Below are 25078 nucleotides of genomic sequence, written 5' to 3' on the forward strand. Positions count from 1 at the left end.
TCAACTGTTACGCACCGCTTTAATAAAGGCCTGGACCTTACTCGAATCCTTGAGACCCTTACTCGCCTCTACCCCGCCACTGACATCAACGGCGTAGGGCTTAACCTGCATAATTGCCGCCTGCACATTATCAGGCGTAAGCCCGCCTGCCAGAATAATCGGCATTTCCAGGCCTTGGGGCACCAATGACCAGTCAAAGGCCTCCCCTGTTCCGCCGGGAACACCTGCAACAAAGGTATCAAGCAAGATGCCGCTGGCCGAGGCAAAGGCTGCAATCTGATGAGCGACATCAACACCCGGCTTAACCCGCAACGCTTTGATATAAGGCCGACCAAACCCCTCGCATTGCTCAGGCGTCTCGTCGCCATGAAACTGCAGCAGGTCCAGCGGCACCTGTTCAAGCAGTTGCACCAATGCTTCACGGGGCATATCGACAAACAGGCCAACAGTGGTGACAAAGGGCGGCAAGCTGGCCAAAATCGCCTGCGCCTGCTCGATGGTCACGGCCCGGGGGCTTTTCGGGTAAAACACAAAACCAATCGCATCGGCCCCCGCCGCTATCGCAGCGCGAGCATCTTCAAGTCGGGTAATTCCGCAAATTTTGCTTCGAACGACTGACAACGACTGATTTCCTTTATCCAAACATGCTCAAGAATAATCCAATTGGACAGCTTAACGCGCCGCCTGCTCCCCGTGCATCATAAACAGCCTTGACCCAAGCAGCGATAATGGCCGCGACCCTTGTCGCGCCGCTTAGTTTTCAGCCATGACATCTGGCAGGCCGGATAAAAAGTGCGGGCCCAGATAACGGGTCGGCAGATCGAACTCCGTCGGGTAATCGACCTGAACCAGATACAGACCATACGGGTGCGCAGTAACCCCGCCGGTACGCCGAACGCCCGTATCCAAGACCTCTTTGGCCCATTCCACCGGACGCTCACCGGCGCCAATAGTCATCAGCACACCCGCGATATTACGCACCATGTGATGCAAAAAGGCATTAGCGCGAATATCCAGCACTATAAAACGCCCATGCTCAAGCAGTTGCAAATGATGCACGGTCTTGATCGGTGACTTGGCCTGACACTGGCGCGCACGAAATGCACTGAAGTCGTGAGTGCCGACAAAATGTTCGGCCGCAGCCCGCATTCGCTCAACATCCAACGGACGGTGATTCCACGTGACCTCTTCAGCCATGTGCGCAGGGCGAATCTGGTCGTTATAGATCACATAGCGGTAGCGCCGGGCTTGCGCACAAAAGCGCGCATCAAAGTGCGCCGGCATGCTCTTCGCCCACGTAATACTGATATCGCCGGGTAAATTCATATTGGTGCCCATCACCCAGGCATGCATGCTGCGCTCGACTGCAGTGGTGAAATGCACCACCTGCGCACTCGCATGCACCAATGCATCGGTACGCCCGGCACAACTGAGGGTGATTGGCACACCGCCCGCTACTTTCGAAATAGCCTTTTCAAGCGACTCCTGAACGGTGGGCACACCCGCCTTCTGGCGTTGGAAGCCACGATAACGGGAGCCTTTGTATTCAACCCCAAGGGCTATTTTGAAAACGCCAACGGCGGCCCTTTCGGCCGCCGTTGTAGATGGAGCATCAGACATTTATCAAACCAGTTTATCGATCAACTCTTTGGCTTCTTTCTGTTGATCGTCATTACCTTCAGCAACTACTTCATCAAGGATGTCGCGTGCACCCTCGGAGTCACCCATATCAATGTAAGCCCGAGCCAGATCCAGCTTGGTCGCAGTCTCATCAGTTCCAGACAGGAAGTCGAAATCATCTTCGTCTTCAAATGCAGCAACCGATGATGCCTCGGTGAACTCAGGCATATCCAGCTCATCAGCGGTTTTTTGCTGCTCAAGGCTGTCACTCAGTTGATCAAGCTCAGCCGAAACTTCATCCAACTTGGCGGCAAAGTTATCAGGTTTTTCCTGTGAAGCAACATCCGGCTCATCACTCAACGACAGATCAAAATCTTCAGACAAATCAAAGCTGTCATCCGACTCTGCTTTCGCAGGCGTTTCAGGCGCAGGATCAGCGGCAAATGACAGGTCGTCATCCAAGCTCAGCAGGAAGTCATCATCAGCCGGGGTGGTGCTCGGTGATTCGCTCGCCGGTGTGCTGTCCAGATCAAAGTTGAAATCGGCAAGCTCATCGCTTTTAGCCACTTCATCATCAAGGCTCAGCTCAAAACCCAGATCATCGTCTTTATCTGCGACAGGGGCATTAGCCGCCTGTTCAAGCTCGGCATCCAGATCAAAACTGTCGAGATCTGCGCTTGGTGTGGACTGCAACTGGCTGTCCAGTTCAGACTCAAGGTCATCCTGGCTCAGGTCAAAAGAGTCATCGCTTTCAGCAGCAACAGGCGGATTAACCGGCTCTGCAGCTGCATCGATATCATCCATGGTCAGGTCATCAAGGCTGAAGCTGTCGAGCTCATTCTCAGCGGCCCCCGCCAAGGCAACACCACCGACCAGTCCTGCCATCGCCGGGTATTTAGCATTGAGCTGGGCAACTTCTTGAGCGGCCCCACCCATCTCGCGGAGTTCGTCTTGCTGGCGCGCGTAACCCTCGCGATCCCCCATCTCGGCATAGACTTCCATCAACTTGAGCTGCAGATCGCTACGCTCTGGCTCGTCGTTGATGGCGTTCTGCAGCAATTCGGCCGCTTGATTAAAGCGCCCGTAAGCAATGTAAATATCCGCTTCGCCCAGCACATCTGCGGTTTGCGGCGTTGTACGCTGCTCGTTTGCGAAGTCAGCGCCATCGTTATCCAGGTCCAAATCATCTTCGAGACCGGCAAAGCTGTCATCCGGGAGTGCAGACGCAGCGCCCGAATCATCCTCGGGGTCGAAGCTGTCATCGGCTGACTCAGCTTCTTTCTGCGCTTTACGTCGCGAAATGATCATCAGCAGCACCAACAGCGCCAGCAGGCCACCTGCCGCGACAATCCCCAGCAGCATTGGATTGGCTAACAGATCGTCGACCATCGACGTTGGGGCTGGGGCTGGCTGAGCAGCTGGAGCCGCCGGTTTAGCTGGCTCTGACTCCGACGCAGGAGCAGGTGCTGGAGCAACGGTTTCAGCTGGAGCAGGGGCTTCAGGCGTTACCGCAGGCTCTTCGCTGTAGTTGAAGTCAGGCGCTTCAGTTGTGGCTGGAGCTTCTTCGCCAGGCACTGCGCCAGCAGGTGCACCGGTGGCAGATGATCCATCTACAGACGCATCGGCGGTAGGTGCAGCATCTGCAGCCGGAGCTGCCGGCTGTGTGGCAGGCACTTCTGTGGCAGGCGCTGAATCTGCAGTCGCCTCTGGAGTGGTAGCCCCAGCAGCACCTTGGCGCGCAAGGTCTGCCTGCAACTTGGCAAGCTGATCATCCTTGAGCTTGATCAGGCGCTGCAACTTATCGACTTGGCCTTGCAGGTCAGTCATCCGCCCGGACAGCTCGTCATTGGCACGGCGTGTCGAGTCGAGACTTTCTTGCGTTACAGCCAGCTTGTTGCTGATCGCTTCGCTATCGGCCTGACCTTTATCACTGCCTGCAGTTGCCTTACCCGCTTCGGCTGAGACCAGCTTGAGCTTGTCTTCTTTCTTGGCCTGCGCAGGCGCAGCACCGGCAACTTCACGCTTGGTTGCATCCAACTGACGCGCACCCGCTGGCGCACTGCGCCCTTCGCGCCATGCAGCGTTTTGCTCATTCACCTGAGCAACAGCCTCGGCTTGAGAACGCTTATTGATGTCGGCTTGATCAGGCAGACGCAGCACTTCACCACGCTTCATGCGATTGATGTTGCCATCAATAAAGGCATCCGGATTGAGATCCTGAATGGCCAGCATTGCCTGCTGGATGCTGCCGTTCTGGCGCGAGCGCTGAGCAACTTCCCACAGGTTGTCATCTTTTTGCGTGCGGTACTGGTTACCGCCCGGCGTGCTTGGCGCAGTGGTCGGGGCTGACGCATTGGTTGCAGGGCGCGGCGCTGGAGCAGCTGGGCGCGCAGCCGGACGCGGGCTTGGCGCAACGGTGGTGCGCGCAATCGGCGCCGTCACAGCGGCACGTGGTGCAGCAGCGGCCTGGGGCGAATACAGTGGCGGATCAAGCAATACCGTGTATTCACGCAACAAACGGCCATTCGGCCAGAGCACTTCAACCAGGAAGTTCAGGTAGGGTTCACGCACCGCCTTGGTAGACGTGATGCGAATGACGCTTTTACCGTTCGGCTTGATCACCGGGGTAAATTTAAGGTCAGTCAGAAAGAACTGACGTTCAACCCCTGCCTTATTGAATTCTTCCGGGGTCGCCAGGCTCGGCAATACTTCGTTGGGGGCCAGATCTCTGGCTTCAACCAACTCAATTTCTGCCTCCAGCGGTTGATTCAACGAGGACTTGAGAGTGACTTCACCCAGTCCCAGCGCGTGCGCCATACCGGAGGACAGCGCCGAAGCAGCTGCCATTGCCAGCACCAGTTTGCGAACCCGAAGCATATTTTAATCCCTTGTTTTTTTCTTTTATCTCGGCGTAGAAAACGGCCCAGTGTGTGTCTGCCTGTATTCGCTAAAAGCGATTCCCCAATCAGATACACCCTGAACCCGTAGTGCCAAGCTCGAAAAATTCTTTAAATCACCGGCTAAGTATCTTTTACAGATAGTGTTTTATCAATAACTCAGCTAACTGCACAGCATTTATGGCTGCGCCTTTCCTCACATTATCAGACGCAATCCACAAATTGAGTTCTGCAGGGTCATCAATACCTGCGCGAACGCGACCGACGTAAATCAGATCTTGGCCAACCGCATCACCGACAACCGTCGGATAATCCTCGAACTCTACACATTCCAGCGCCGGAGCATGCTGTAAAACATCACAAACTTTAGCAATATCAAGCGTTTTAGTGGTTTGCAGTGAAACGCTGAGGCTATCGCCGAAAAAAACCGGTGCCTGTATGCAGTTTATTGATGCCTTAAGCGTCGGCTGCGCGAGCAATTCCTTTAGCTCATTGGCTACACGTTTCTCCAGCGCACCATGGCCTTGCCCATCAGACGCCTCCACCTCAGCCAGCATATTGAAAGCCATTTGCCGGCCAAACAGCTGCGGCTCGAACGCTCGACCGTTGAGCAATTCAGCGGTTTGGCGGGCCAATTCACGAACGCCCTCTCGGCCTCGGCTTGAAACCGCCAGACAGGCCGTCAGATTAATCCGCTCCACAGCAATGGTTTTCGCCAACGCCGCCAGCACGCAGCCCAATGCCACGCTGATAGATGACGGACTGGTCAGCACATAAGGTGCACTGAGGTTTTCCAACACCTGTGAATTGACTTCAGGGACTACCCGCGGCGCCTGGTCTGAGGGTAAACCGCCCGCCAGATCAATAATCATACAGCCGGCGGCACGGGCTTGATCGATGTAGGCAGCGGTGGCCTCCTGCCCCGCAGCAAAAAACACCAACTGTACGCTGCTGAAGTCGAATGTTTGCATCTCGCGCACGCGCACATTCCGCCCTTTATAGCTGACGGTTTGCCCAACCGATTCAGCACCCGCCAAGGCGTGCAAGGTCCCGAGCGGAAACCTGCGCTCCTCCAATACCTGCACCAGTGCCTCGCCCACGCTACCGGTGGCTCCAATTACTGCGACATCATAGCTAGCGGTCATACAGGAACTCTTGGCAATGTGGACTCACACTGTAGCGCGAAACGGCCAGGATCAATGCGGCAAATGCAAAAAAGCGAGCCGGCAGCCACCGTTGATACGGTAACTGCCTGAACTCGCTTTTTGCCACCTCATTCGCCTTGCGCAAAACGCGCAGACGACTAACGCTCCAACAGAATCCGCAGCATGCGTCGCAGCGGCTCAGCCGCGCCCCACAACAGTTGGTCGCCCACTGTGAATGCACCCAGATACTGCGAACCCATATTGAGTTTACGCAGACGCCCCACTGGCACACTCAAAGTACCCGTCACGGCAGTTGGACTTAGGTCAGTGATACTTTGCTCACGATGGTTCGGCACCAGCTTGACCCAAGGGTTGTGCTGGCTGATCAAACCTTCGATGTCCGAGATTGGCACATCTTTGTTCAGCTTTATGGTCAGCGCCTGGCTATGGCACCGCATCGCACCAATACGCACGCAGATACCGTCTACCGGAATGGCGCTCTTGAAGCGACCCAGAATCTTGTTGGTTTCAGCCTGCGCCTTCCACTCTTCGCGGCTCTGGCCGTTAGGCAGTTCCTTGTCGATATAAGGAATCAGGCTACCCGCCAATGGCACGCCGAAGTTATCCACGGGGAAGCCTTCGCCGCGCATGCTCTCAGCCACACGACGGTCGATATCAAGGATCGCGCTTGCCGGATCAGCCAGTTGCTCAGCCACAGAGCTGTTAATGGTGCCCATCTGCTTGATCAATTCACGCATGTTCTGCGCGCCCGCTCCGCTCGCCGCCTGATAAGTCATGGCGCTCGCCCACTCAACCAAACCAGCTTCGAACAGACCGCCCAAGCCCATCAGCATCAAACTGACTGTGCAGTTGCCGCCAATGTAATTCTTGGTGCCAGCGTCAAGTTGCTGATCGATCACCTTGCGGTTAACCGGATCCAGCACAATCACTGCGTCATCGGCCATCCGCAGGGAGGATGCAGCGTCGATCCAGTAACCCTGCCAGCCCGCTTCGCGCAGCTTCGGGAATACATCATTGGTGTAGTCGCCACCCTGACAGGTCAGAATGACATCCAACCCTTTCAGCTCATCGATATTGTAGGCGTCCTTCAGTGGGGCAATATCTTTGCCCACTGCCGGGCCTTGGCCACCGACATTGGAGGTGGTGAAGAAGACCGGCTCGATCAAATCGAAATCCTGTTCTTCAAGCATGCGCTGCATCAGCACGGAACCAACCATGCCACGCCAGCCGATAAGACCTACACGTTTCATAACCACTACACCTATATAGATCGCGACTGAAGCGCTTCAGCCGCGCGAAAGATTACAGACTACGCAACGCCTCGACGACCGCATCACCCATTGCTGCTGTCCCCACTTTAGTGGTGCCCGCTGAATGGATGTCGCCGGTACGCAAGCCTTGGTCAAGCACATTGCTCACGGCTTTCTCGATGGCCGTGGCCGCATCAGCCTGACTGAAGCTGTAACGCAGCATCATCGATACCGACAAGATGGTCGCCAACGGGTTGGCAATGCCTTGACCGGCGATATCCGGTGCAGAGCCGTGGCACGGCTCGTACATGCCCTTGTTGTTGGCATCCAGCGAAGCCGACGGCAGCATACCGATAGAACCGGTGAGCATCGAAGCCTCATCCGACAGAATGTCGCCGAACATATTGTCGGTCACCATAACGTCGAACTGCTTGGGCGCACGCACCAACTGCATTGCAGCGTTATCCACATACATGTGCGACAGCTCGATGTCGGGGTAGTCTTTAGCGACTTCCTCAACCACCTCGCGCCACAGCTGGCTAGACGCGAGCACGTTGGCTTTGTCTACCGAGCACAGCTTTTTGTCGCGTACCCGAGCCATATCAAAACCAACACGGGCGATACGGCGGATTTCACTCTCGCTGTAGGGCAGCGTGTCATAGGCCTGGCGCTCGCCATTTTCCAGCTCGCGTGTGCCCCGTGGCGCGCCAAAGTAGATACCGCCAGTCAGCTCACGCACGATAAGGATATCCAGACCGGCAACCACTTCGGGTTTAAGCGATGACGCATCGGCCAGTTGCGGATACAAAATAGCCGGACGCAGGTTAGCAAACAGACCCAGCTGGGCGCGAATCTTCAGCAAGCCGCGCTCAGGACGAATGTCACGCTCGATCTTGTCCCATTTAGGACCACCAACGGCGCCAAGCAACACAGCATCGGCATTGCGCGCGCGCTCCAGAGTTGCATCGGCCAGGGGCACGCCGTGTTTGTCGATGGCAGCGCCGCCGATTACATCGTGGCTAAGCTCAAGACCCAGCTGGAACTTGTCATTTGCCAGTTCCAGCACCTTGACTGCCTCGGCCATAATTTCCGGGCCGATACCGTCACCAGGAAGAACCAGAATCTGTTTGCTCATGCTTTCCTCTCAAACGGCGCTGAGTGCGCCGGCAAATTTTTTAAAGCGAATCTATTCAGGGGGCCTTGGAAAAGGGTCGCGCAGTCGTTTTTCATGGCTTCCTTAGCGCTCAACCCAAAGCACCAATACATCGGTGCTGAATGAGCCATCGTCAGCAACCTCAAAATACCCGCGAACCTCTTCACCCACCGCCAGTTGCAAAGCCCGTATCGCCTGGCGAAACACCTCTGGGGTGCGCATGCGCTCGACCCAGCTGGTGAACTCCAAACGCAGCCGCTGACGGCTGCATTGGGTTTGTACCAAACCGGCCTCACCGACCAGCCGCGACCATTGCGATGGCGAATAATCGCGCACATGGCTGGTATCACGCAGCAACTCAACCGCCTGCAAGTGGCTGTCGAGCAATGGTAACTCTGGCGCAGCAACATCGATAAACGCTGCCACCCCGCCCGGCTTCAGGACTCGGCGCACTTCACGCAAGGCTTGGCCCACATCGTGCCAGTGGTGCGCCGAATAGCGGCTGAAGACAAAATCAAACTGCTCATCGGCAAAAGGCAAGCGTTCCGCCTTGCCGCACTCAGTCTGTACATTTGTCAGACCTCTTTGCGCGGCGGCTGAAGCTACCACATCCAGCATCTGCTGCGACAAGTCATACGCCACCACCTCACCGGCAAGCGGCGCCACCTGAAAGCTGACATGACCGGCACCGCAACCCAAGTCGAGCACCCGCGCGCCCGGCACGGCCGCAACACGCTCACGCAGTAGCGCGAACTCCGCCCCTTGGGCGTGCACCGCGCTGCTCAGATAAGCATTGGCCTGTTCGCCAAATTGGCGCTCAACTACTTGGTTGTGATCACTCATGACGCCCTCCTGCGTTTGGAACGCCGAGAAGGCCGACTCAGTCGCCCTTCATCCGCAGCGCATCATTTGATTGCGCCAAACAACCACGGCTGCTTGGCCTGGTAAGCCACCTCAAAGGTGCTGATTGCATCGCTGTCCTGCAAGGTCAAGCCGATATCGTCCAAACCATTGAGCAGGCAGTGCTTGCGGAATGCATCCACTTCGAAGCTGTACTGCTTGCCGTCTGGACGGGTCACTCGCTGCGCATCAAGATCAACTGTCAGTTGGTAGCCTTCAGTCGCTTCGGCTTGTTCAAACAGTTCATCCATTTCGCTTTCAGCCAGAATGATCGGCAGCAAGCCGTTCTTGAAGCTGTTGTTGTAAAAGATGTCAGCAAAGCTTGAGGCCAAGATGGTGCGAAACCCGTACTCTTCCAGCGCCCAAGGTGCGTGCTCACGGCTTGAGCCGCAGCCAAAGTTTTCACGCGCCAGTAGTACACTCGCACCCTGATAGCGTGGAAAATTGAGCACAAACTCCTGATTCACAGGACGCTTGCTGCTGTCCTGGTTCGGCTGCCCGACATCCAGATAGCGCCATTCATCAAACAGGTTCGGACCAAAGCCGGTGCGCTTGATTGATTTCAAGAACTGCTTCGGGATGATCTGATCAGTGTCGACGTTGGCACGATCCAACGGCGCAACGAGACCGGTGTGTTGGGTAAAAGCTCGCATAGTGGTCTCCTCAGGCCTGAATCAATTCACGAACATCAATAAAAGTGCCAGTCACAGCTGCCGCTGCAGCCATTGCCGGGCTCACCAGGTGAGTACGGCCCCCCGCGCCCTGACGGCCTTCGAAGTTACGGTTTGACGTTGAGGCGCAATGTTCACCGCTGCCGAGCTTGTCGGGGTTCATCGCCAGACACATCGAGCAGCCAGGCTCACGCCACTCAAACCCGGCTTCAATGAAAATCTTATCCAAACCTTCTTTTTCGGCCTGCTGCTTAACCAGGCCTGAACCCGGCACAACCATGGCTTGCTTGATAGTTGCAGCAACTTTGCGACCTTTGGCCACTTCAGCCGCAGCGCGCAAATCTTCAATCCGTGAGTTGGTGCACGAGCCAATAAACACGCGATCGAGCTGGATATCGGTAATCGCCTGATTAGCCTTCAAGCCCATGTATTTCAAGGCGCGGGTAATGGAGTCGCGCTTAACCAAATCTGCCTCAGCCGCTGGATCCGGGACCTTTTGATCAACTGCCAGGACCATTTCAGGTGAAGTACCCCAACTGACTTGCGGCTTGATATCTTCAGCGCGCAACTCAATCACGGTATCGAAGTGAGCATCGGCATCGGACACCAGACCGCGCCACTGCGCCACAGCTTGATTCCATTGCTCACCCTTTGGCGAGAATGGACGGTCAGCCACGTATTCGATGGTCTTCTCATCGACCGCGACCATACCCACGCGCGCACCGGCCTCGATCGACATGTTGCAGATGGTCATGCGCCCTTCGAGGGACAAATCACGGATCGCACTGCCGGCAAATTCAAGGGCGTGACCATTACCGCCAGCGGTGCCGATCTTGCCGATTACCGCCAGGACGATGTCTTTGGCGGTCACACCAAATGGCAACTTGCCTTCAACACGGACCTGCATGTTCTTCATTTTTTTCGCGACCAGGCACTGTGTGGCGAGCACATGCTCGACCTCGGAGGTGCCGATGCCGTGTGCCAAGGCGCCGAAGGCACCGTGCGTCGAGGTGTGCGAGTCGCCACAAACAACGGTCATGCCTGGCAAGGTTGCGCCCTGCTCCGGGCCAACCACATGCACGATACCTTGGCGGATATCGTTCATCTTGAATTCAAGGATGCCGAAAGCGTCGCAGTTCTCGTCCAGGGTTTGCACCTGAATACGTGACACTTCATCGCTGATCGCTTCCAAACCGCCTTGGCGTTCGGCCTTGGTGGTCGGTACGTTATGGTCCGGGGTGGCGATGTTAGCGTCGATACGCCACGGCTTACGCTGGGCCAGACGCAAACCCTCGAATGCCTGCGGCGAGGTCACTTCGTGGAGGATATGCCGGTCGATATAGATCAGCGACGAACCATCGTCACGGCGCTTGACCTCGTGCATTTCCCAGAGTTTGTCGTAAAGCGTTTTGCCGGCCATCAGCGTTTTCCTCATCAACATTTTTCTGTGCTCAAGGAGTATCCCTTTAGCTTATGTGGCAATTTTATGGGTTTGCTTTAAATTACTCAAATTCATATTTTTCATCTATTAGATAACTATTAGGAATACGAACATGGATCTGGCAACCCTGAACGCCTTTATTGCGATTGCCGAGGTGGGAAGCTTCTCTGACGCCGCCGAACGCCTGCACCTGACTCAACCGGCGGTGAGCAAACGCATCGCCAGCCTTGAACAACAATTGAATGTGCGTCTGTTTGATCGCCTGGGTCGCGAAGTCAGCCTGACTGAAGCGGGACGCGCACTGCTGCCCCGTGCCTACCAGATTCTCAATGTGCTGGATGACACCCGCCGCGCCCTGACCAATTTAAGCGGTGAAATCAGCGGCAGGCTGACCTTGGCCACCAGCCATCATATCGGCCTGCACCGCTTGCCACCTTTATTACGCGCCTTCACCCGCAGCCATCCTCAAGTGGCCTTGGACATTCAGTTTCTCGACTCTGAAGTGGCCTATGAAGAAGTCCTGCATGGCCGCGCCGAGTTGGCCGTTATCACCCTCGCACCCGAAACCCGCGAGCCGGTGAGCGCGATGGCCGTTTGGGATGACCCGCTGGATTTCGTGGTCGCCCCCGAGCACCCACTGGCCCACTACCCCGGCGTCAGCCTCGCCGATATCGCCCACCAGCCCGCTGTATTCCCGGGCGGCAACACCTTTACCCATCACATTGTTCAGCGCCTATTCGAGGCGCAGGGCTTAACCCCAAACATCGCCATGAGCACCAACTACCTTGAAACCATCAAAATGATGGTTTCAATTGGCCTCGCCTGGAGCGTACTCCCACGCACCATGCTTGATGAGCAGGTCTCCCGCCTCGCGCTGCCGGGCATCCAACTCAGCCGTCAGCTAGGCTATATCTCACACAGCGAACGCACACTTTCCAATGCTGCACGGGCATTTATGCAATTACTCGATGCTCAACGCGATGACCTTGCACAGGCCACTCGATAACGACTAACGTGAAGCTATAACTATTAGATAGATGTCAGTAATCGACACCCAGTACTGACAACCCCGATCACCTATAGAGCCACCAATGGCGAAAAATCGTGACCGCACGCTAACCCTGCCCTACATCCCTGCGCTGGATCCCGCCGCATTCGAACAGGCATGGGATGATGCACCGCGTCTATTGGCGGCGCTCAACGGCGCCAAACTGGGGGCCTGGCTTTGGGACATAGACAGTGGGCAAGTCAGCTGGTCACGCGGCGCCCAAGCGCTGTATGGGCTTGATGCAAGCCGACCACTCAACCAACGAATTGAGTACTTGGATCTGGTGCCGCCTGAGGATCATGCCCACGTAGTGTCCTTGTTCAACAAGATTATCGACGGCAGCCCCGACCTACGCCCCATGCGCCATAGAGTGATCTGGCCGGATGGCAGCCTGCACTGGATTGAAGTCAACGGCAGCCTAATGGCTGACAGCCAAAACCGGCCCCGCATGTATGGCGTGGTGCGCGACTACAGCGTGCAAAAACAGCGCTCCGAAGCGCTGATCAATTCTGAACAACGCTTTGCCAGCCTTTTCCAACTCAACCCTGACATCGTGATGCTGGTTCGCCTGGCAGATGATTGCCTGATTGAAGTCAATCAGCACTTTGAGCACAGCTTTGGCTGGTCCGCTGCAGAGGCCATCGGCAGCAGTTGCGACGCACTGAGTATTTGGGTCCACGAAGCCGAACAGCTTTATTTGAAGCGAGCAATCGTCGATGTGCGCGACCCCATTGTCCAGCAAGTCCAGTTACGCACCCGCAGCGGCGCAATTCTTGATGGCGTGCTGTCCAGCCAGTACCTCGAGCTGGAGAGCCAAGCGTTTATGCTCAGCTCCTTTACCGATACCAGCCAGCAGAAACTCGCCGAAGAAGCCTTGCGCAGCAGCGAAGAAAAATTCTCAAAGGCGTTCCAATACAGCCCGGATGCGGTGGTGATCACCAGCCTAAGCTCCGGCAGGTTTATTGAGATAAACCCCAGCTTTGAACGCCAGTTCGGCTGGAGTAAAGCCGAGGCAGTGGGGCGTACCTCTATCGAGCTGGGAATCTGGTCTGATCCCAATGATCGCCAGCGGATGCTTGATGCATTGAAGCACGATCAGCTCAATGAACTCGAAGTGCGCTTGCACAGCCGCGACGGCAGCATTAGCACCAACCTATTATTTGGCGGCGAGATCAATCTCGAAGGCCATGCCTGCCTGATCCTCAGCGTGCGAGACATTTCAAAACAGCGCGCCCAGGCACTCATTGTCAACGAGAGCCAAGAGCGCTTGAACTTGGCGCTCGACTCGGCTGACTTGGGCACCTGGGATTGGCACATCCCCAGCAACCTGCTCTATGGCTCCGAGCGCACCTCGATATTACATGGCTTGGCAGCCACGCCTTACCACGGTGAATTAGCGACCTTTCTGCAAACCGTGCCACTCGAAGACCAACGCATGTTGCTAAAGGCCTATAAAGAGCTGCTGACCGGTTTACGCAAAACCTATCAGGTCATCTACCGCGCACACCGCGCCGACGGGGGAACCCAGTACATTGAAAGCACCGCCAAACTGTACTTCGACACAGATGGTTCACCGCTACGCATGACCGGAGTCCTGGTTAACATTACCGAGCGCGTCCACCGGGAACAGCGCCTGGCCGCCTCGGAAGAAAAATTCGCCACGCTGTTTCAGGCCAGCCCTGACCCCATCTGCGTCACCCGTGTGAGTGACGGTGTGTTTATTGATGTAAACCCCAAATTCATCAAGACCTTTGGCTGGGAAGATGGCGACATCATCAACCGCAGCAGCTTGGATATCCGCTTCTGGAAGGACCTGAATGATCGGGAACGTCTTTATGAAAAGCTCGACAGGACTCAATCATTGGATGAAGAGGTGGCCTGCTTTTACCATCACTCGGGCGCCGTTCTGACCTGCGCGATTTCCACCCGGTTTATTCGCGTTGATCGCCGCCTATGCATCACCACCACCTTTCGCGACATCACCCAGCGTGAACTGTCGGAAGCAGCGCTGCGCGCCAGTCAGGAGAAATTTGCCAAGGCGTTCCACTCAAGCCCGGATGCAATCACCATCACTGAACGCGACAGCGCGCGCTACATTGAAGTCAATGAAGGTTTTTGCAAGCTCACCGGTTATAGCGCCGAGGATGTCATCGGCAAAACGGCTTACGAGGTCAACATCTGGGCCAACGCCGAGGAACGTCAGCGCATGCTTGACCAGCTTGCCCACAATGGCCATGTACATCACATGGAAATGCGCGGCAAACATCGCGATGGTACGCAGAAAACCGTTGAAGTCTCAGTCGAAAATATCGAGCTCAATCAAATCCCCTGCCTGCTGCTAACAGCCCGCGACGTCAGTGAACTGAAAAGTGCTCAGGCCCAAGTTCAGCACATGGCCTATCACGACCCGTTGACCAATCTGCCCAACCGCAGCTTATTGATGGACCGCCTGACCCAGCAGATAGCACTGCTTAAACGCCACGATTTGCGCGGCGCGTTGCTGTTTATCGATTTGGATCACTTCAAGCACATCAACGACTCACTCGGCCACCCGGTTGGCGACAATGTGCTGCGCCTGATTACCGCACGACTGGAAGCCAGTGTGCGTCAAGAAGACACTGTCGCGCGTCTGGGCGGCGATGAGTTTGTTATCTTGATTTCCGGGCTGGAAGGCAGCACTGAGGATGTCACTCAGCAGGTCAGTGAAATATCCAACCAGCTGCGCAAATTACTGGCAGAGCCAATGCTACTCGACGGCCATCGACTGCAAGTCACGCCCAGCATTGGCATTGCCCTGATCCCCGATCATGGCGATACCCCGGCGGACTTGCTCAAGCGCGCCGATATTGCCCTGTACCGCGCCAAGGACTCAGGTCGCAACACCATCCAGCTGTTTCGAAACTCAATGCAAGAAGCAGCGAGCGAGCGCTTACGCCTGGAAAATGACCTACGCCTGGCCTATGCCCGTGGCGAATTCGAACTGTATTTCCAACCTCAAGTCGATGCGCGAAGCCATAAAATCATTGGCGCTGAAGCCCTACTGCGCTGGGAGCACCCTACTCTTGGGGCCCAATCCCCGGGGCTGTTTATTCACATTCTTGAGGAAAGCGGCATGATCCTTGAAGTGGGCGGCTGGGTACTCACTGAAGCCTGCCGCGTGTATTCACAATTATTGGCCGAAGGTTTATTGGAAAACGATGATTTCAGCCTTTGCGTGAACATCAGTCCGCGCCAGTTTCGTCAGGAAGACTTTGTGGATCTGGTACAAAACTGCATGCAGGCCAAACATCTGCCTCGGCTCAAGCTCGAAGTGACCGAAAGCATCATCATCCAGAACATTGACGACACCATCATAAAGATGAATCAGTTGCGCGATAGTGGCGTGAGCTTCGCCATGGATGACTTTGGTACGGGCTACAGCTCACTGACCTACCTCAAGCGCCTGCCAGTGGATGTACTCAAGATCGATCAATCCTTTATCCGCGACGCCACCACCGACCCCAACGATGCTGAAATAATCCGCGCTATCGTAGCCATGGCCAACAGCCTCGGCCTGACCGTGATTGCCGAGGGTGTTGAACAACAAGAGCAACTCGACTTTCTGGGCAGCCAGGGTTGTTTCCTCTATCAGGGCTACCTGTTCAGCAAACCGGTGCCACTCAACGAATTCAAGGCCTTGCTGCAAGCCTCGACAGACCAGCAAAGACGTAGTTAAACCGCCAACACGAGGAGAGAGTTTCATGCGCAAAGTCATGCTTATTACCGGTGGCAGCCGAGGCATTGGCGCGGCCACCGCACGCCTGGCAATGACTGAAGGCTACGCCGTCTGCATTAACTATCACCAGCAAAGCGCCTCGGCTGAAGCGCTGGTTGCCGAGATTAAAGCCGCCGGCGGTGATGCCATTGCGCTGCAAGCCAATATTGCCGTCGACACTGAAGTCGAGCAGCTATTCAAAGCCATAGACCGCTATTTCGGCCGACTCGACGTGCTGGTGAACAACGCCGGCATCCTTGAACCACAGATGCGCCTGGACCAGATGGACAGCGCTCGCCTGCAACGGGTATTTGCCACCAACGTATTTGGCAGCTTCGCCTGCGCGCGCGAAGCGGTAAAGCGCATGTCTCGGGATAATGGCGGCAACGGCGGCGCCATCATTAACATATCCTCGATTGCCGCCAAACTCGGCGCCCCCGGCGAGTACATTGATTATGCAGCCGCAAAAGGCGCAATCGACAGCATGACAGTGGGCCTGGCCAAGGAAGTCGCGGGCCAAGGCATTAGGGTTAACGCGGTACGACCCGGGGTGATTGATACCGAGATTCACGCCAGCGGCGGTGAGCCGGGACGTGTGGCCCGCGTCAGCCCTAGCGTGCCAATGGGCCGGGGTGGAAATGCCGAAGAAGTGGCAGAAGCCATTATCTGGCTGGCGAGTGATAAAGCCTCATACGCCAGCGGCGCGTTACTTGATATCAGTGGCGGACGCTAGTCTCGTAGGTCGTGGGGGCGCGACGCTTGGCGCCCATGACGCAATCAATAGCGCGAATATTCGCGACGGCAAATGGTGGCTCTTGTAGGGTGTGTCAACGCGAAGCTTGGCCACCATGGCGTTGCACACTATCGAACAGTTGCCGTGGCCGAATGGTGGATGAAAAGAGCGTCAACACCGGATTCGAATCTAAGGGCGACAAGCCCGAATCCGAAACGGCCTAGCTGGCCAGTTCTGCATTAAGGGGCAGATCAACCCCGAGGATGGCATCAATGCGCAGGCAATCACTCTCGCGACGCAGTTGATTGAACAACAACACCGCCTCTGGATAATTACGCGTGAGCATCGCCAGCCACTGCTTGAGACGCCCCGGCGCAAAGCGTGGCGAGAGTTTCTTGCGCGCCTGCAACCAGAAATCTTTTAGTTGCGGCTGAAACTCTTGCCATGTCATGGCCACCACGGGTTCGCCAGCCTTGAACATGGCAATTTGCCGAGCCAGATCCGGCAGACTGACCAAGCCCCTGCCAATCATGACGTCATCCACACCACTGACTTCACGACAGCGCTGCCAGTCGGCCACAGACCAGACATCGCCATTGGCAAATACCGGAACATTCACCGCCTCTTTAATCAGCGCTACCCATTCCCAATGCGCGGGCGGCTTGTAGCCTTCGACCTTGGTTCGGGCGTGCACCACAATTTGCTGCGCACCGCCTTCGGCCAATGCTTGCGCGCACTCGACTGCCGCCCCTTTATCATCAAAACCGAGGCGCATTTTTGCGGTTACCGGGATTTCCGCCGGCGTCGTACGTCTGACTTCGCGGAGAATCTGGTGCAGCAACTCAGGCTCTTTAAGCAGCACCGCTCCCCCGCGCGACTTGTTCACGGTTTTCGCCGGGCAGCCAAAATTCAGGTCGATAACCGGTGCGCCCAAGGTACAGGCAAATGCAGCATTATCGGCCAGGCACTGCGGATCAGATCCGAGCAACTGCACGCGCAACTGGGTGCCCGCGCGCGTTTGGGCCGCGGTAAACAGCTCAGGGGCAAGCTTGCGATACGCAGAGGCGGGCAGAACGCGTTCGGTGACACGAATAAATTCAGTCACGCACCAGTCAATACCGCCAATACCGGTCAGCACATCCCGAAGAATGTGGTCGACCAAACCCTCCATGGGCGCCAGAGCGATTTGCATACAGTTACTCTCGAAAAAAACGTTGCGCAGTTTACGCTGCTATTGGCCGCAGTTGGAATGATCCCCAGCCGGATAAGGTACTCCAGTACAAACTCCATGCATTTGAGTACACTGGGCCAAGACGCGACCAATCAAGGATCAAGATGCGACGCACTCTTCTGCTATGCGCTGGGCTGTTGAGCAGTTGCCTGAGTCAGGCAGCGCCAGTCCAACAACCGGAAATTCATTTTGAAAAAGTCCAGGAGTATGCGGCGAAGGTGATCATCAGCCGCGATCGCGATGCGCCCACCGCATGTGATGTCGAGATCCTGATCGCTGGCCAGGCCCCACTATCGCTTTCCTTGGGCGAGTCAGTGGAGTTGGGCATCCCGGCCGGGAAATTCAATGTTGAGCTAGCACTTTCACCGGCGGGCTATTGCGGCTCTATGAACCTGCACAGCCAGCAGTCGATGCTGGTCAGACCCGGAGAGACTCGCCACTTCCAGGTCATGGTCAGCCAAGACAATATCTTCCTCTCGCCGCTGCCAGACCCCGTACAAGCATCAAATGACTAAAGCTCCATCGGGAATGGCGGTTGTAACGCCTTGCCGTAGCCTTCGATAAACTCTGCAGGCATGCGCTTAGGCTTGCCGGTTGAAAGCTCAATGCAAACGAAGGTGGTTTTCGCGCGCAACAAGGTCACGCCATCTTCAGGGCGAATCAATTGGAAGCGGCGATCCATTTTCAAGCGTTGATCAGACTCGACAATCCAGGTTGCCATCTGCAGATCTTGATCTTCATAGGCGCTGGCCAAGTAGTCAATTTCATGACGCGTCACGGCCATGGCCCGATCCAAGCGCCGATACTCGACCAGATCCAAGCCTAGAAATTGCGAGTGGCGCCACGCACAGCGCTCCAGCCAGCTAACATAGACGGCATTATTGGCATGCCCAAGACCGTCGATATCATCCGCGCCGACACTGATGTCGATTACAAATGGATTGGCCAAATCCCAGTTCATCTAGACAACTCCACACCCGCCACAGGCAATCCACGAGCAGCGGGTCAATAGTCTTGGTCAGGCGAGGTAATCTCACCATTTGAGCCTTGCACACTGCCAGAGCCCAAGTCCTGAAACAACCTTCGCGGTTGATCCAGCTTAACAGGCGCAGACAATTCGCGGGATTCGTCAACGCGAAGCTTGACCACCGCGAACCGCACAAACGCACAAACGCACAAACGCACCCAGATATTAACGACCGCAATGGTGGCCGAAAGAGCGTCGACCATCGAAAAACATCAAATCGCAGGCAAACAAAAGGGCCATTCCTTGCAGAATGGCCCTTTTAAAACCCGACAAGCGGGTAAAATGGCGTCCCCTAGGGGACTCGAACCCCTGTTACCGCCGTGAAAGGGCGGTGTCCTAGGCCACTAGACGAAGGGGACGAATCCTTCGAAAAACAAGGCCAGCAAATTGCTGGCCCGTGGCAGATTTAAAACACAAACGTGCTACTGCAAAATTGGTGGAGATAAACGGGATCGAACCGTTGACCTCTTGCATGCCATGCAAGCGCTCTCCCAGCTGAGCTATACCCCCAGATTTATCGCCTCTCGGCTCACAGCACCAACGGTACTGCTTTTTGAATAATGGCGTCCCCTAGGGGACTCGAACCCCTGTTACCGCCGTGAAAGGGCGGTGTCCTAGGCCACTAGACGAAGGGGACGCAAAACCCTTCTAACAACTCGACCCGTTCAATGAACCGGCCGTGGCAAGCCTTTCGGCTTTAAAGAGATTGGTGGAGCTAGACGGGATCGAACCGTCGACCTCTTGCATGCCATGCAAGCGCTCTCCCAGCTGAGCTATAGCCCCATCTCAAGGACGGGGCGCATATTAAGTGCGACCCCGTTCTCTGTCAACAAAATTCTACCCATACAGACATTCTTTATGCTGACAGAACAACTACTTACCCTAGCCTGTCGGCATTTAGCAAAACGCCTGAAGATCGCCGGGTAATTAGTTGATTGCGTTAAACAGTTTCTCCCACTCTTTGTTTTCCTTTTTCGACACGCCACCGATCAACTCGATTGCCTGTCGCAGCCGGAAACGCGTGAGATCAGGGCCGATTATTTCCATGGCATCGAGCACCGAAACCGAGCTGGCCTGGCCGGTAATAGCCGCAAACATCAGCGGCATAGCGTCGCGCAATTTCAGCTCCAGATGCTCAACCACCGCCTGAATGCAGCCGGTGATATTGTCTTTTTGCCACTGACGCAAGGCTTCAAGCTTCCACAAGATCAACTGCATCATCTGCCGGACTTGGTCATTCGAAAGCTTTTTGTGCTCGAACAACGCCGCATCCGGGTTAACGCCACCGGCGAAGAAAAACCCGGCCAGCGGTGCAATTTGGCTGAAGGTTTCGACCCGACCTTGCACGTGAGGCGCGATCTGTTTGACGTAATCACTGTTGAATGCCCAGTTCTGAGCGCCACTGATAAAGTCTTCAACGCTCAGTTCACGCATCCACTGGCCATTAAGCCAAGACAGTTTTTCCAGATCGAAAATCGGCCCACCCAGGGATACACGCTTGATATCGAAGTGCTCAACCATCTCATCGAGGGTAAATTTTTCCCGTTCATCAGGCATCGACCAACCCATGCGCCCCAGATAATTGAGCATGGCTTGCGGCAAGTAGCCCATGCGCTCATAAAAGGTAATGGAGGTCGGATTCTTGCGCTTCGACAGCTTGCTTTTGTCTGGGTTGCGCAACAACGGCATGTAGCACAGCTCGGGTTGCTCCCAGCCGAAATACTCGTACAGCAAAATCAGCTTCGGCGCCGACGGCAGCCACTCTTCGCCGCGCAATACGTGGGTGATACCCATCAAATGATCGTCGACTACGTTGGCCAGAAAGTAGGTGGGCAGTCCGTCAGTCTTCATCAACACTTGCATGTCCATGCGATCCCATGGGATCTCAACATCGCCACGGAGCATATCCGGCACTACGCAGACGCCTTCAGTTGGCACTTTCATGCGCACAACATTGGGTTCGCCAGCCGCCACCCGCTGCTCGACTTCACCGGCAGGCAAATTCATGCACAGGCCGTCATAACGCGGCGTTTGCTTGGCTTCCATTTGCTCGGCGCGCAGCTTGTCCAGCCGCTCAGAGGTGCAGAAGCAATGGAACGCATGACCTTTATCGACCAGTTCATGGGTGTACTTCTTATAGATGTCACCCCGCTCGCTCTGCCGATACGGGCCGTGCGGGCCGCCTACGTCAGGACCTTCACTCCACTCGATACCCAACCAGCGCAACGCATCGAAAATCTGCTGTTCCGACTCACGGGTTGAACGCAGTTGGTCGGTGTCTTCAATGCGCAGAATGAATTCACCGCCGTGCTGGCGCGCAAAACACATGTTGAACAAAGCGATATAAGCGGTGCCTACGTGCGGATCGCCGGTAGGCGACGGCGCGATACGGGTACGAACAGTTTTCATGGTTGCTCTCATGCAAGCGGTGCGAGACGCAATGGAATCAGCTGAATCAGACAGCGTGTAGATTCTTCAAGCGATGATCAGGTTGCCAATATTAGCAGGCCTGCGATGGCTGGCTCCAGTTCACGCGCTTGTTGCTCGGCCAGACTCTTCATTAAGAAGTCGAGAAAGGTCTTAACTTTCATCGCCTGAAAGCGCCGTGACGGGTAAATCGCATAGATTTCAACAATCGGCAATGCAGCCTCAGGCAGCAGCTCAATCAGCCGACCTTCATGGATCGCCACCTCACAAATCATATTAGGTAGCGCGGCAATCCCAGCGCCTGCCAATGCAGCTTCACGAGCAAAGGTAATGTTGTTACATGACAACACCCTCTCGCAGGCAATATTGGCATCAAGCAATGGCCAATAGCGCGAACCGTCGCCATGAACGGTTATTGCCCGGTGCTTGGCCAAATCCTCGACGCTACCGGGAATGCCATGCTGGGCCAGATAGTCAGGCGTTGCACAAAGCCTGCAGCGAGCTTCAAACAATTTCCGCGCCACCAGCGTTGAGTCTTGCGGCTGGCCGACCAGAATAACGATGTCGACGCCCTCCTCAACGGGATCAACGCTGCGTGAAGTCAGCTCTACTTCGGCGTTGATACCCGGATACTGACGCATAAACTCACCCAGCACGCGCCCAAGAAATTGCTGACCGAACTCAACAGAGGAGGTAATGCGCAGCAAACCGGAGGGCTCTTGCTGCAACTGCATGACCGCTTGCTCGGCCTCGGCAAAGTCGAGCATGATTTGCCGACAACGCTCGTAATAAGCAGCGCCCACTTCGGTCAGGCGCAATTTGCGCGTGGTTCGGTTAAGCAAGCGCACACCCAGACGGTCTTCAAGCAAGGCGATACGCCGGCTCACCGTAGATTTCTGCATGTTCAAGCTGTTGGCCGCCTGGGTGAAGCTGTGATGCTCCACCACCCGGGTGAAAATCAGCGCGTCATCTAACCCCATGATTGTTCCCTATAAGCAACAAAGTTTATGAAGTCTAACGGCTAGAGGCTGATAAGGAACACTGTTAGATTCTCAGGCATTATTGTCTCCGCTTTGAGTCAGCCTCCATGCCTGCCCAATTGAAACGTCGTTTGTTTGTCTTTCTAGCCATCCTTGCGCTGGTCGCAGCAGCCTTTCTCGCCCACTGGTGGTGGGTCGGCCGCTTCCATGAAGACACAGACAATGCCTATGTTCAGGGCGAGATCACCCGTGTATCCAGCCAACTCAGCGCCCGCGTGGAGAAAGTCTTGGTGCAGGACAATCAGCATGTCGAGCAAGGTGAACTGCTCGTCGAGCTGGAGAACAGTGACTTTAAATTGGCCTTGCAGCGCGCCGAGGCCACATTGGCCACTCGCGAAGCGCAACTTGCTCAAACACAAAGCACCCTGAGCCAGCAAGACAGCATGATCGCTGCCAGCAAAGCGGATGTATCGGCCAGCCAAGCGACACTCAGTCGTGCAAAAATCGATATGAAACGCGCAAAAACCTTGCGCCAGTCCGGCTATATTTCGGAAGAACGCGTCACCACCCTTGATGCCGACAGCAGCGTTGCCCGCGCCCAGGTAGCCAAGGCCGAAGCTGATCTGCAAGCGCAAAAACAGCAGATCGATACCCTCCAGGCTGAAAGCAAAAGCCTTAATGCGCAAATTGCCAGTGCACGCGCGGATATCGACCAAGCCAAACTCAATATCAGTCGCACTGAAATCCGCGCACCTATCAGCGGCTTCGTCGGACAGCGTGCTGCACGCAACGGCCAATACGTCCAGACCGGCGCATATTTAATGTCGCTGGTGCCCGATCAGGACATCTGGGTTCAGGCCAACTTCAAAGAAACTCAAATCGGCCACATGCGTGCAGGCCAGAGCGCCGAACTGACCTTCGACAGCTTCCCCGACACCCCGATCAAAGGCAAAGTCGACAGTTTGTTCGCCGCCTCCGGGGCGCAGTTCAGTTTACTTCCACCCGACAATGCCACCGGCAACTTCACCAAGGTGGTCCAGCGCATCCCGGTCAAATTGATGTTCGATAAGGACAACCCGCTGCAGGGGCTGATTCGCCCCGGCATGTCAGTTGAAGTAGTGATCGACATCAGCGACGACCAAAGTCATGGCGGGTGATCAACTGGTACGACCGGAAGGCGAACCGAGCAGGCGAGACTGGATTGCAGTAATGAGTGTGATGCTGGGCGCCTTTATGGCGGTGCTCGACATTCAGATCACCAACTCATCGCTCAAGGATATCCAAGGCGCGCTTTCCGCGACCCTTGAAGAAGGCTCGTGGATTTCCACCTCTTATCTGGTCGCGGAAATCATCATGATTCCCCTCACCGCCTGGCTGGTGCAGCTCTTGTCTGCCCGGCGCCTGGCGGTCTGGGTGTCAATTGGCTTCTTGATTTCATCGCTGCTCTGCTCGATGGCCTGGAGCCTCGACAGCATGATTGTATTCCGCGCCATGCAGGGCTTCACTGGCGGCGCCTTGATTCCGCTGGCATTCACCCTGACCCTGATCAAGCTACCGGAACATCATCGCGCCAAAGGTATGGCCCTGTTTGCCATGACAGCCACATTCGCTCCCTCTATCGGCCCGACGCTGGGCGGCTGGCTGACCGAAAATTTTGGCTGGGAATATATTTTCTACATCAATATCCCACCCGGCTTATTGATGATTGCCGGCCTGCTTTATGGCCTTGAAAAGAAAGCGCCTCACTGGGAGTTACTGAAAAGCACCGACTACGCCGGGATTGTCACGCTCGGCATTGGCCTCGGCTGCCTACAGGTGTTTCTCGAGGAAGGTCATCGCAAAGACTGGCTGGAATCCAACCTGATTGCCGGGCTCGGCAGCATTGCCAGCATCAGCTTGATCTTGTTTGTGATTTTGCAGTTTTCGCGGAGCAATCCGCTGATCAATCTGCGAATTCTCGGCGAGCGCAACTTCGGACTCTCCAGTATTTCCAGTGTCGGCTTGGGCATGGGCCTGTACGGCTCCATCTATGTGTTGCCCCTGTATCTGGCGCAGATTCAGGGCTACAACTCCCTGCAAATCGGCGAGGTGATCATGTGGATGGGCGTGCCTCAGCTATTTATCATCCCGCTGGTCCCGCTGCTGATGAAGGTGATTTCACCCAAATGGCTGTGCGCCCTGGGGTTTGGCCTGTTTGGCACGGCGAGCATTTTGTCCGGGGTGCTCAATCCTGATTTTGCCGGCGAGCAGTTCAACCATATTCAGATTATTCGCGCCTTGGGTCAGCCGATGGTGATGGTCACGGTCTCTTTGATCGCCACCTCGTATATTGCCGCCCAAGACGCTGGCTCTGCCTCCAGCCTGTTCAATATTCTGCGAAACCTCGGCGGTGCAATTGGCATTGCCTTGCTGGCCACCTTGCTCGACAGCCGGGCCAAGATCTATTTTGACTACCTGCGCGAATCCCTAGTGCCCAGCAACCCGCAAGTTGCAGAGCGCATGGCGTTGCTCACCGAAAAGCTCGGCAGCGAGCAAGCGGCTCTGGCAAAAATAAGCCAGATCACCCACGAGCAAGCGATGATCATGGCTTACAATGACGCCTTCCATTGGATTGGCATTGCGTTGTGCATCAGCATGACTGCGGTCCTATTGACCAAGAAACTGCCTGCGAACACAACCGCGGGTGCAGCTGGGGCTCATTAAAATCCCGGTCAAGCCGGTGCGTAAAGCGCCTAAACACCCACCTGCACGCTGAGCCGCAGCGTGCGCTTTACCAGGTT

At 55.7% G+C, this 25078-nt stretch carries 19 protein-coding genes and 4 tRNA genes; 6 read left to right on the forward strand and 17 right to left on the reverse strand.

Annotated elements, in window-relative coordinates; genetic code table 11:
- From AACY09_RS02095 to leuC, 9 genes are all read right to left on the reverse strand, one after another.
- Nucleotides 1–621 (reverse strand): phosphoribosylanthranilate isomerase, encoded by a 621-nt coding sequence (locus AACY09_RS02095; protein WP_339485771.1) that lies wholly within the window; start codon nucleotides 619–621, stop codon nucleotides 1–3.
- A 132-nt stretch (nucleotides 622–753) separates the two neighbouring features.
- A complete protein-coding gene (gene truA, locus AACY09_RS02100; protein ID WP_339485773.1) occupies nucleotides 754–1620 on the reverse strand; it encodes a tRNA pseudouridine(38-40) synthase TruA in 867 nt (288 codons plus the stop codon).
- 3 nt (nucleotides 1621–1623) lie between these two features.
- Nucleotides 1624–4497 (reverse strand): FimV/HubP family polar landmark protein, encoded by a 2874-nt coding sequence (locus AACY09_RS02105; RefSeq protein ID WP_339485774.1) that lies wholly within the window; start codon nucleotides 4495–4497, stop codon nucleotides 1624–1626.
- 154 nt (nucleotides 4498–4651) lie between these two features.
- Nucleotides 4652–5662, reverse strand: coding sequence for an aspartate-semialdehyde dehydrogenase (locus tag AACY09_RS02110; protein WP_339485776.1), 1011 nt, complete (start codon nucleotides 5660–5662; stop codon nucleotides 4652–4654).
- A 158-nt stretch (nucleotides 5663–5820) separates the two neighbouring features.
- A complete protein-coding gene (gene asd, locus AACY09_RS02115) occupies nucleotides 5821–6933 on the reverse strand; it encodes an aspartate-semialdehyde dehydrogenase (protein WP_339485777.1) in 1113 nt (370 codons plus the stop codon).
- 52 nt (nucleotides 6934–6985) lie between these two features.
- Nucleotides 6986–8068 carry a 3-isopropylmalate dehydrogenase gene (leuB, locus tag AACY09_RS02120; protein WP_339485779.1) on the reverse strand — a complete coding sequence of 361 codons (1083 nt, stop codon included), beginning with the start codon at nucleotides 8066–8068 and terminating at the stop codon, nucleotides 6986–6988.
- A 102-nt stretch (nucleotides 8069–8170) separates the two neighbouring features.
- A complete protein-coding gene (locus AACY09_RS02125) occupies nucleotides 8171–8929 on the reverse strand; it encodes a class I SAM-dependent methyltransferase (protein ID WP_339485780.1) in 759 nt (252 codons plus the stop codon).
- Nucleotides 8930–8991: 62 nt separating this feature from the next.
- A complete protein-coding gene (gene leuD / locus AACY09_RS02130; protein ID WP_339485782.1) occupies nucleotides 8992–9639 on the reverse strand; it encodes a 3-isopropylmalate dehydratase small subunit in 648 nt (215 codons plus the stop codon).
- A gap of 10 nt (nucleotides 9640–9649) precedes the next feature.
- Nucleotides 9650–11077 (reverse strand): 3-isopropylmalate dehydratase large subunit, encoded by a 1428-nt coding sequence (gene leuC / locus AACY09_RS02135; protein ID WP_339485784.1) that lies wholly within the window; start codon nucleotides 11075–11077, stop codon nucleotides 9650–9652.
- 133 nt (nucleotides 11078–11210) lie between these two features.
- On the opposite strand from leuC, the gene AACY09_RS02140 reads away from it, so the two are divergent.
- The 3 genes from AACY09_RS02140 (at nucleotide 11211) to AACY09_RS02150 (ending at nucleotide 16633) form a co-directional block, all read left to right on the forward strand.
- Nucleotides 11211–12104 (forward strand): LysR family transcriptional regulator, encoded by an 894-nt coding sequence (locus AACY09_RS02140; RefSeq protein WP_339485785.1) that lies wholly within the window; start codon nucleotides 11211–11213, stop codon nucleotides 12102–12104.
- Between the two features lie 85 nt (nucleotides 12105–12189).
- A complete protein-coding gene (locus AACY09_RS02145) occupies nucleotides 12190–15861 on the forward strand; it encodes a PAS domain S-box protein (protein ID WP_339485786.1) in 3672 nt (1223 codons plus the stop codon).
- Nucleotides 15862–15886: 25 nt separating this feature from the next.
- On the forward strand, nucleotides 15887–16633 hold the full coding sequence (locus tag AACY09_RS02150) for an SDR family oxidoreductase (protein ID WP_339485787.1): 747 nt from the start codon (nucleotides 15887–15889) through the stop codon (nucleotides 16631–16633).
- Between the two features lie 220 nt (nucleotides 16634–16853).
- Here the strand turns inward: AACY09_RS02150 and AACY09_RS02155 are convergent, their stop codons facing one another.
- Nucleotides 16854–17825: a tRNA dihydrouridine synthase gene (locus AACY09_RS02155; protein WP_339485788.1), complete on the reverse strand. Its 972-nt coding sequence runs from the start codon at nucleotides 17823–17825 to the stop codon at nucleotides 16854–16856.
- Between the two features lie 143 nt (nucleotides 17826–17968).
- On the opposite strand from AACY09_RS02155, the gene AACY09_RS02160 reads away from it, so the two are divergent.
- On the forward strand, nucleotides 17969–18379 hold the full coding sequence (locus AACY09_RS02160) for a hypothetical protein (protein WP_339485789.1): 411 nt from the start codon (nucleotides 17969–17971) through the stop codon (nucleotides 18377–18379).
- Here the strand turns inward: AACY09_RS02160 and AACY09_RS02165 are convergent.
- From AACY09_RS02165 to AACY09_RS02195, 7 genes are all read right to left on the reverse strand, one after another.
- Nucleotides 18376–18825, reverse strand: coding sequence for an acyl-CoA thioesterase (locus AACY09_RS02165; protein ID WP_339485790.1), 450 nt, complete (start codon nucleotides 18823–18825; stop codon nucleotides 18376–18378). The genes AACY09_RS02160 and AACY09_RS02165 overlap by 4 nt on opposite strands.
- Before the next feature lie 349 nt (nucleotides 18826–19174).
- Nucleotides 19175–19250: transfer RNA gene (locus AACY09_RS02170), tRNA-Glu, on the reverse strand.
- Nucleotides 19251–19325: 75 nt separating this feature from the next.
- A tRNA-Ala gene (locus AACY09_RS02175) sits at nucleotides 19326–19401 on the reverse strand.
- Between the two features lie 51 nt (nucleotides 19402–19452).
- Nucleotides 19453–19528: transfer RNA gene (locus AACY09_RS02180), tRNA-Glu, on the reverse strand.
- A 70-nt stretch (nucleotides 19529–19598) separates the two neighbouring features.
- Nucleotides 19599–19674 (reverse strand) — tRNA-Ala (locus tag AACY09_RS02185).
- A 144-nt stretch (nucleotides 19675–19818) separates the two neighbouring features.
- Nucleotides 19819–21300, reverse strand: coding sequence for a glutamate--tRNA ligase (gene gltX / locus AACY09_RS02190; protein WP_339485792.1), 1482 nt, complete (start codon nucleotides 21298–21300; stop codon nucleotides 19819–19821).
- 77 nt (nucleotides 21301–21377) lie between these two features.
- On the reverse strand, nucleotides 21378–22298 hold the full coding sequence (locus AACY09_RS02195) for a LysR family transcriptional regulator (RefSeq protein WP_339485793.1): 921 nt from the start codon (nucleotides 22296–22298) through the stop codon (nucleotides 21378–21380).
- A gap of 107 nt (nucleotides 22299–22405) precedes the next feature.
- Here AACY09_RS02195 and AACY09_RS02200 point away from each other — a divergent pair, with 107 nt between their 5' ends.
- Together AACY09_RS02200 and AACY09_RS02205 are read left to right on the forward strand one after the other, a co-directional pair.
- Nucleotides 22406–23455: an HlyD family secretion protein gene (locus AACY09_RS02200; RefSeq protein ID WP_339485795.1), complete on the forward strand. Its 1050-nt coding sequence runs from the start codon at nucleotides 22406–22408 to the stop codon at nucleotides 23453–23455.
- Entirely contained in the window at nucleotides 23445–25001 is a 1557-nt protein-coding gene (locus AACY09_RS02205) for an MDR family MFS transporter (protein ID WP_339485797.1), read from the forward strand. The genes AACY09_RS02200 and AACY09_RS02205 overlap by 11 nt, the downstream gene beginning before the upstream one ends.
- The last annotated feature ends 77 nt before the right edge of the window (nucleotides 25002–25078 follow it).

This window comes from Pseudomonas sp. EL_65y_Pfl2_R95, from assembly GCF_963971045.1.
Classification (GTDB): Bacteria; Pseudomonadota; Gammaproteobacteria; order Pseudomonadales; family Pseudomonadaceae; genus Aquipseudomonas.

Coding starts and splice junctions, on each gene's coding strand:
- leuC (WP_339485784.1), bottom strand. CDS start 11,077: ATGGCCGGCAAAACGCTTTACGACAAACTCTGGGAAATGCACGAGGTC.
- truA (WP_339485773.1), bottom strand. CDS start 1,620: ATGTCTGATGCTCCATCTACAACGGCGGCCGAAAGGGCCGCCGTTGGC.
- asd (WP_339485777.1), bottom strand. CDS start 6,933: ATGAAACGTGTAGGTCTTATCGGCTGGCGTGGCATGGTTGGTTCCGTG.
- AACY09_RS02195 (WP_339485793.1), bottom strand. CDS start 22,298: ATGGGGTTAGATGACGCGCTGATTTTCACCCGGGTGGTGGAGCATCAC.
- leuB (WP_339485779.1), bottom strand. CDS start 8,068: ATGAGCAAACAGATTCTGGTTCTTCCTGGTGACGGTATCGGCCCGGAA.
- AACY09_RS02125 (WP_339485780.1), bottom strand. CDS start 8,929: ATGAGTGATCACAACCAAGTAGTTGAGCGCCAATTTGGCGAACAGGCC.
- gltX (WP_339485792.1), bottom strand. CDS start 21,300: ATGAAAACTGTTCGTACCCGTATCGCGCCGTCGCCTACCGGCGATCCG.
- AACY09_RS02145 (WP_339485786.1), top strand. CDS start 12,190: ATGGCGAAAAATCGTGACCGCACGCTAACCCTGCCCTACATCCCTGCG.
- AACY09_RS02205 (WP_339485797.1), top strand. CDS start 23,445: ATGGCGGGTGATCAACTGGTACGACCGGAAGGCGAACCGAGCAGGCGA.
- AACY09_RS02200 (WP_339485795.1), top strand. CDS start 22,406: ATGCCTGCCCAATTGAAACGTCGTTTGTTTGTCTTTCTAGCCATCCTT.
- AACY09_RS02155 (WP_339485788.1), bottom strand. CDS start 17,825: ATGCAAATCGCTCTGGCGCCCATGGAGGGTTTGGTCGACCACATTCTT.
- AACY09_RS02165 (WP_339485790.1), bottom strand. CDS start 18,825: ATGAACTGGGATTTGGCCAATCCATTTGTAATCGACATCAGTGTCGGC.
- AACY09_RS02150 (WP_339485787.1), top strand. CDS start 15,887: ATGCGCAAAGTCATGCTTATTACCGGTGGCAGCCGAGGCATTGGCGCG.
- leuD (WP_339485782.1), bottom strand. CDS start 9,639: ATGCGAGCTTTTACCCAACACACCGGTCTCGTTGCGCCGTTGGATCGT.
- AACY09_RS02105 (WP_339485774.1), bottom strand. CDS start 4,497: ATGCTTCGGGTTCGCAAACTGGTGCTGGCAATGGCAGCTGCTTCGGCG.
- AACY09_RS02160 (WP_339485789.1), top strand. CDS start 17,969: ATGCGACGCACTCTTCTGCTATGCGCTGGGCTGTTGAGCAGTTGCCTG.
- AACY09_RS02110 (WP_339485776.1), bottom strand. CDS start 5,662: ATGACCGCTAGCTATGATGTCGCAGTAATTGGAGCCACCGGTAGCGTG.
- AACY09_RS02140 (WP_339485785.1), top strand. CDS start 11,211: ATGGATCTGGCAACCCTGAACGCCTTTATTGCGATTGCCGAGGTGGGA.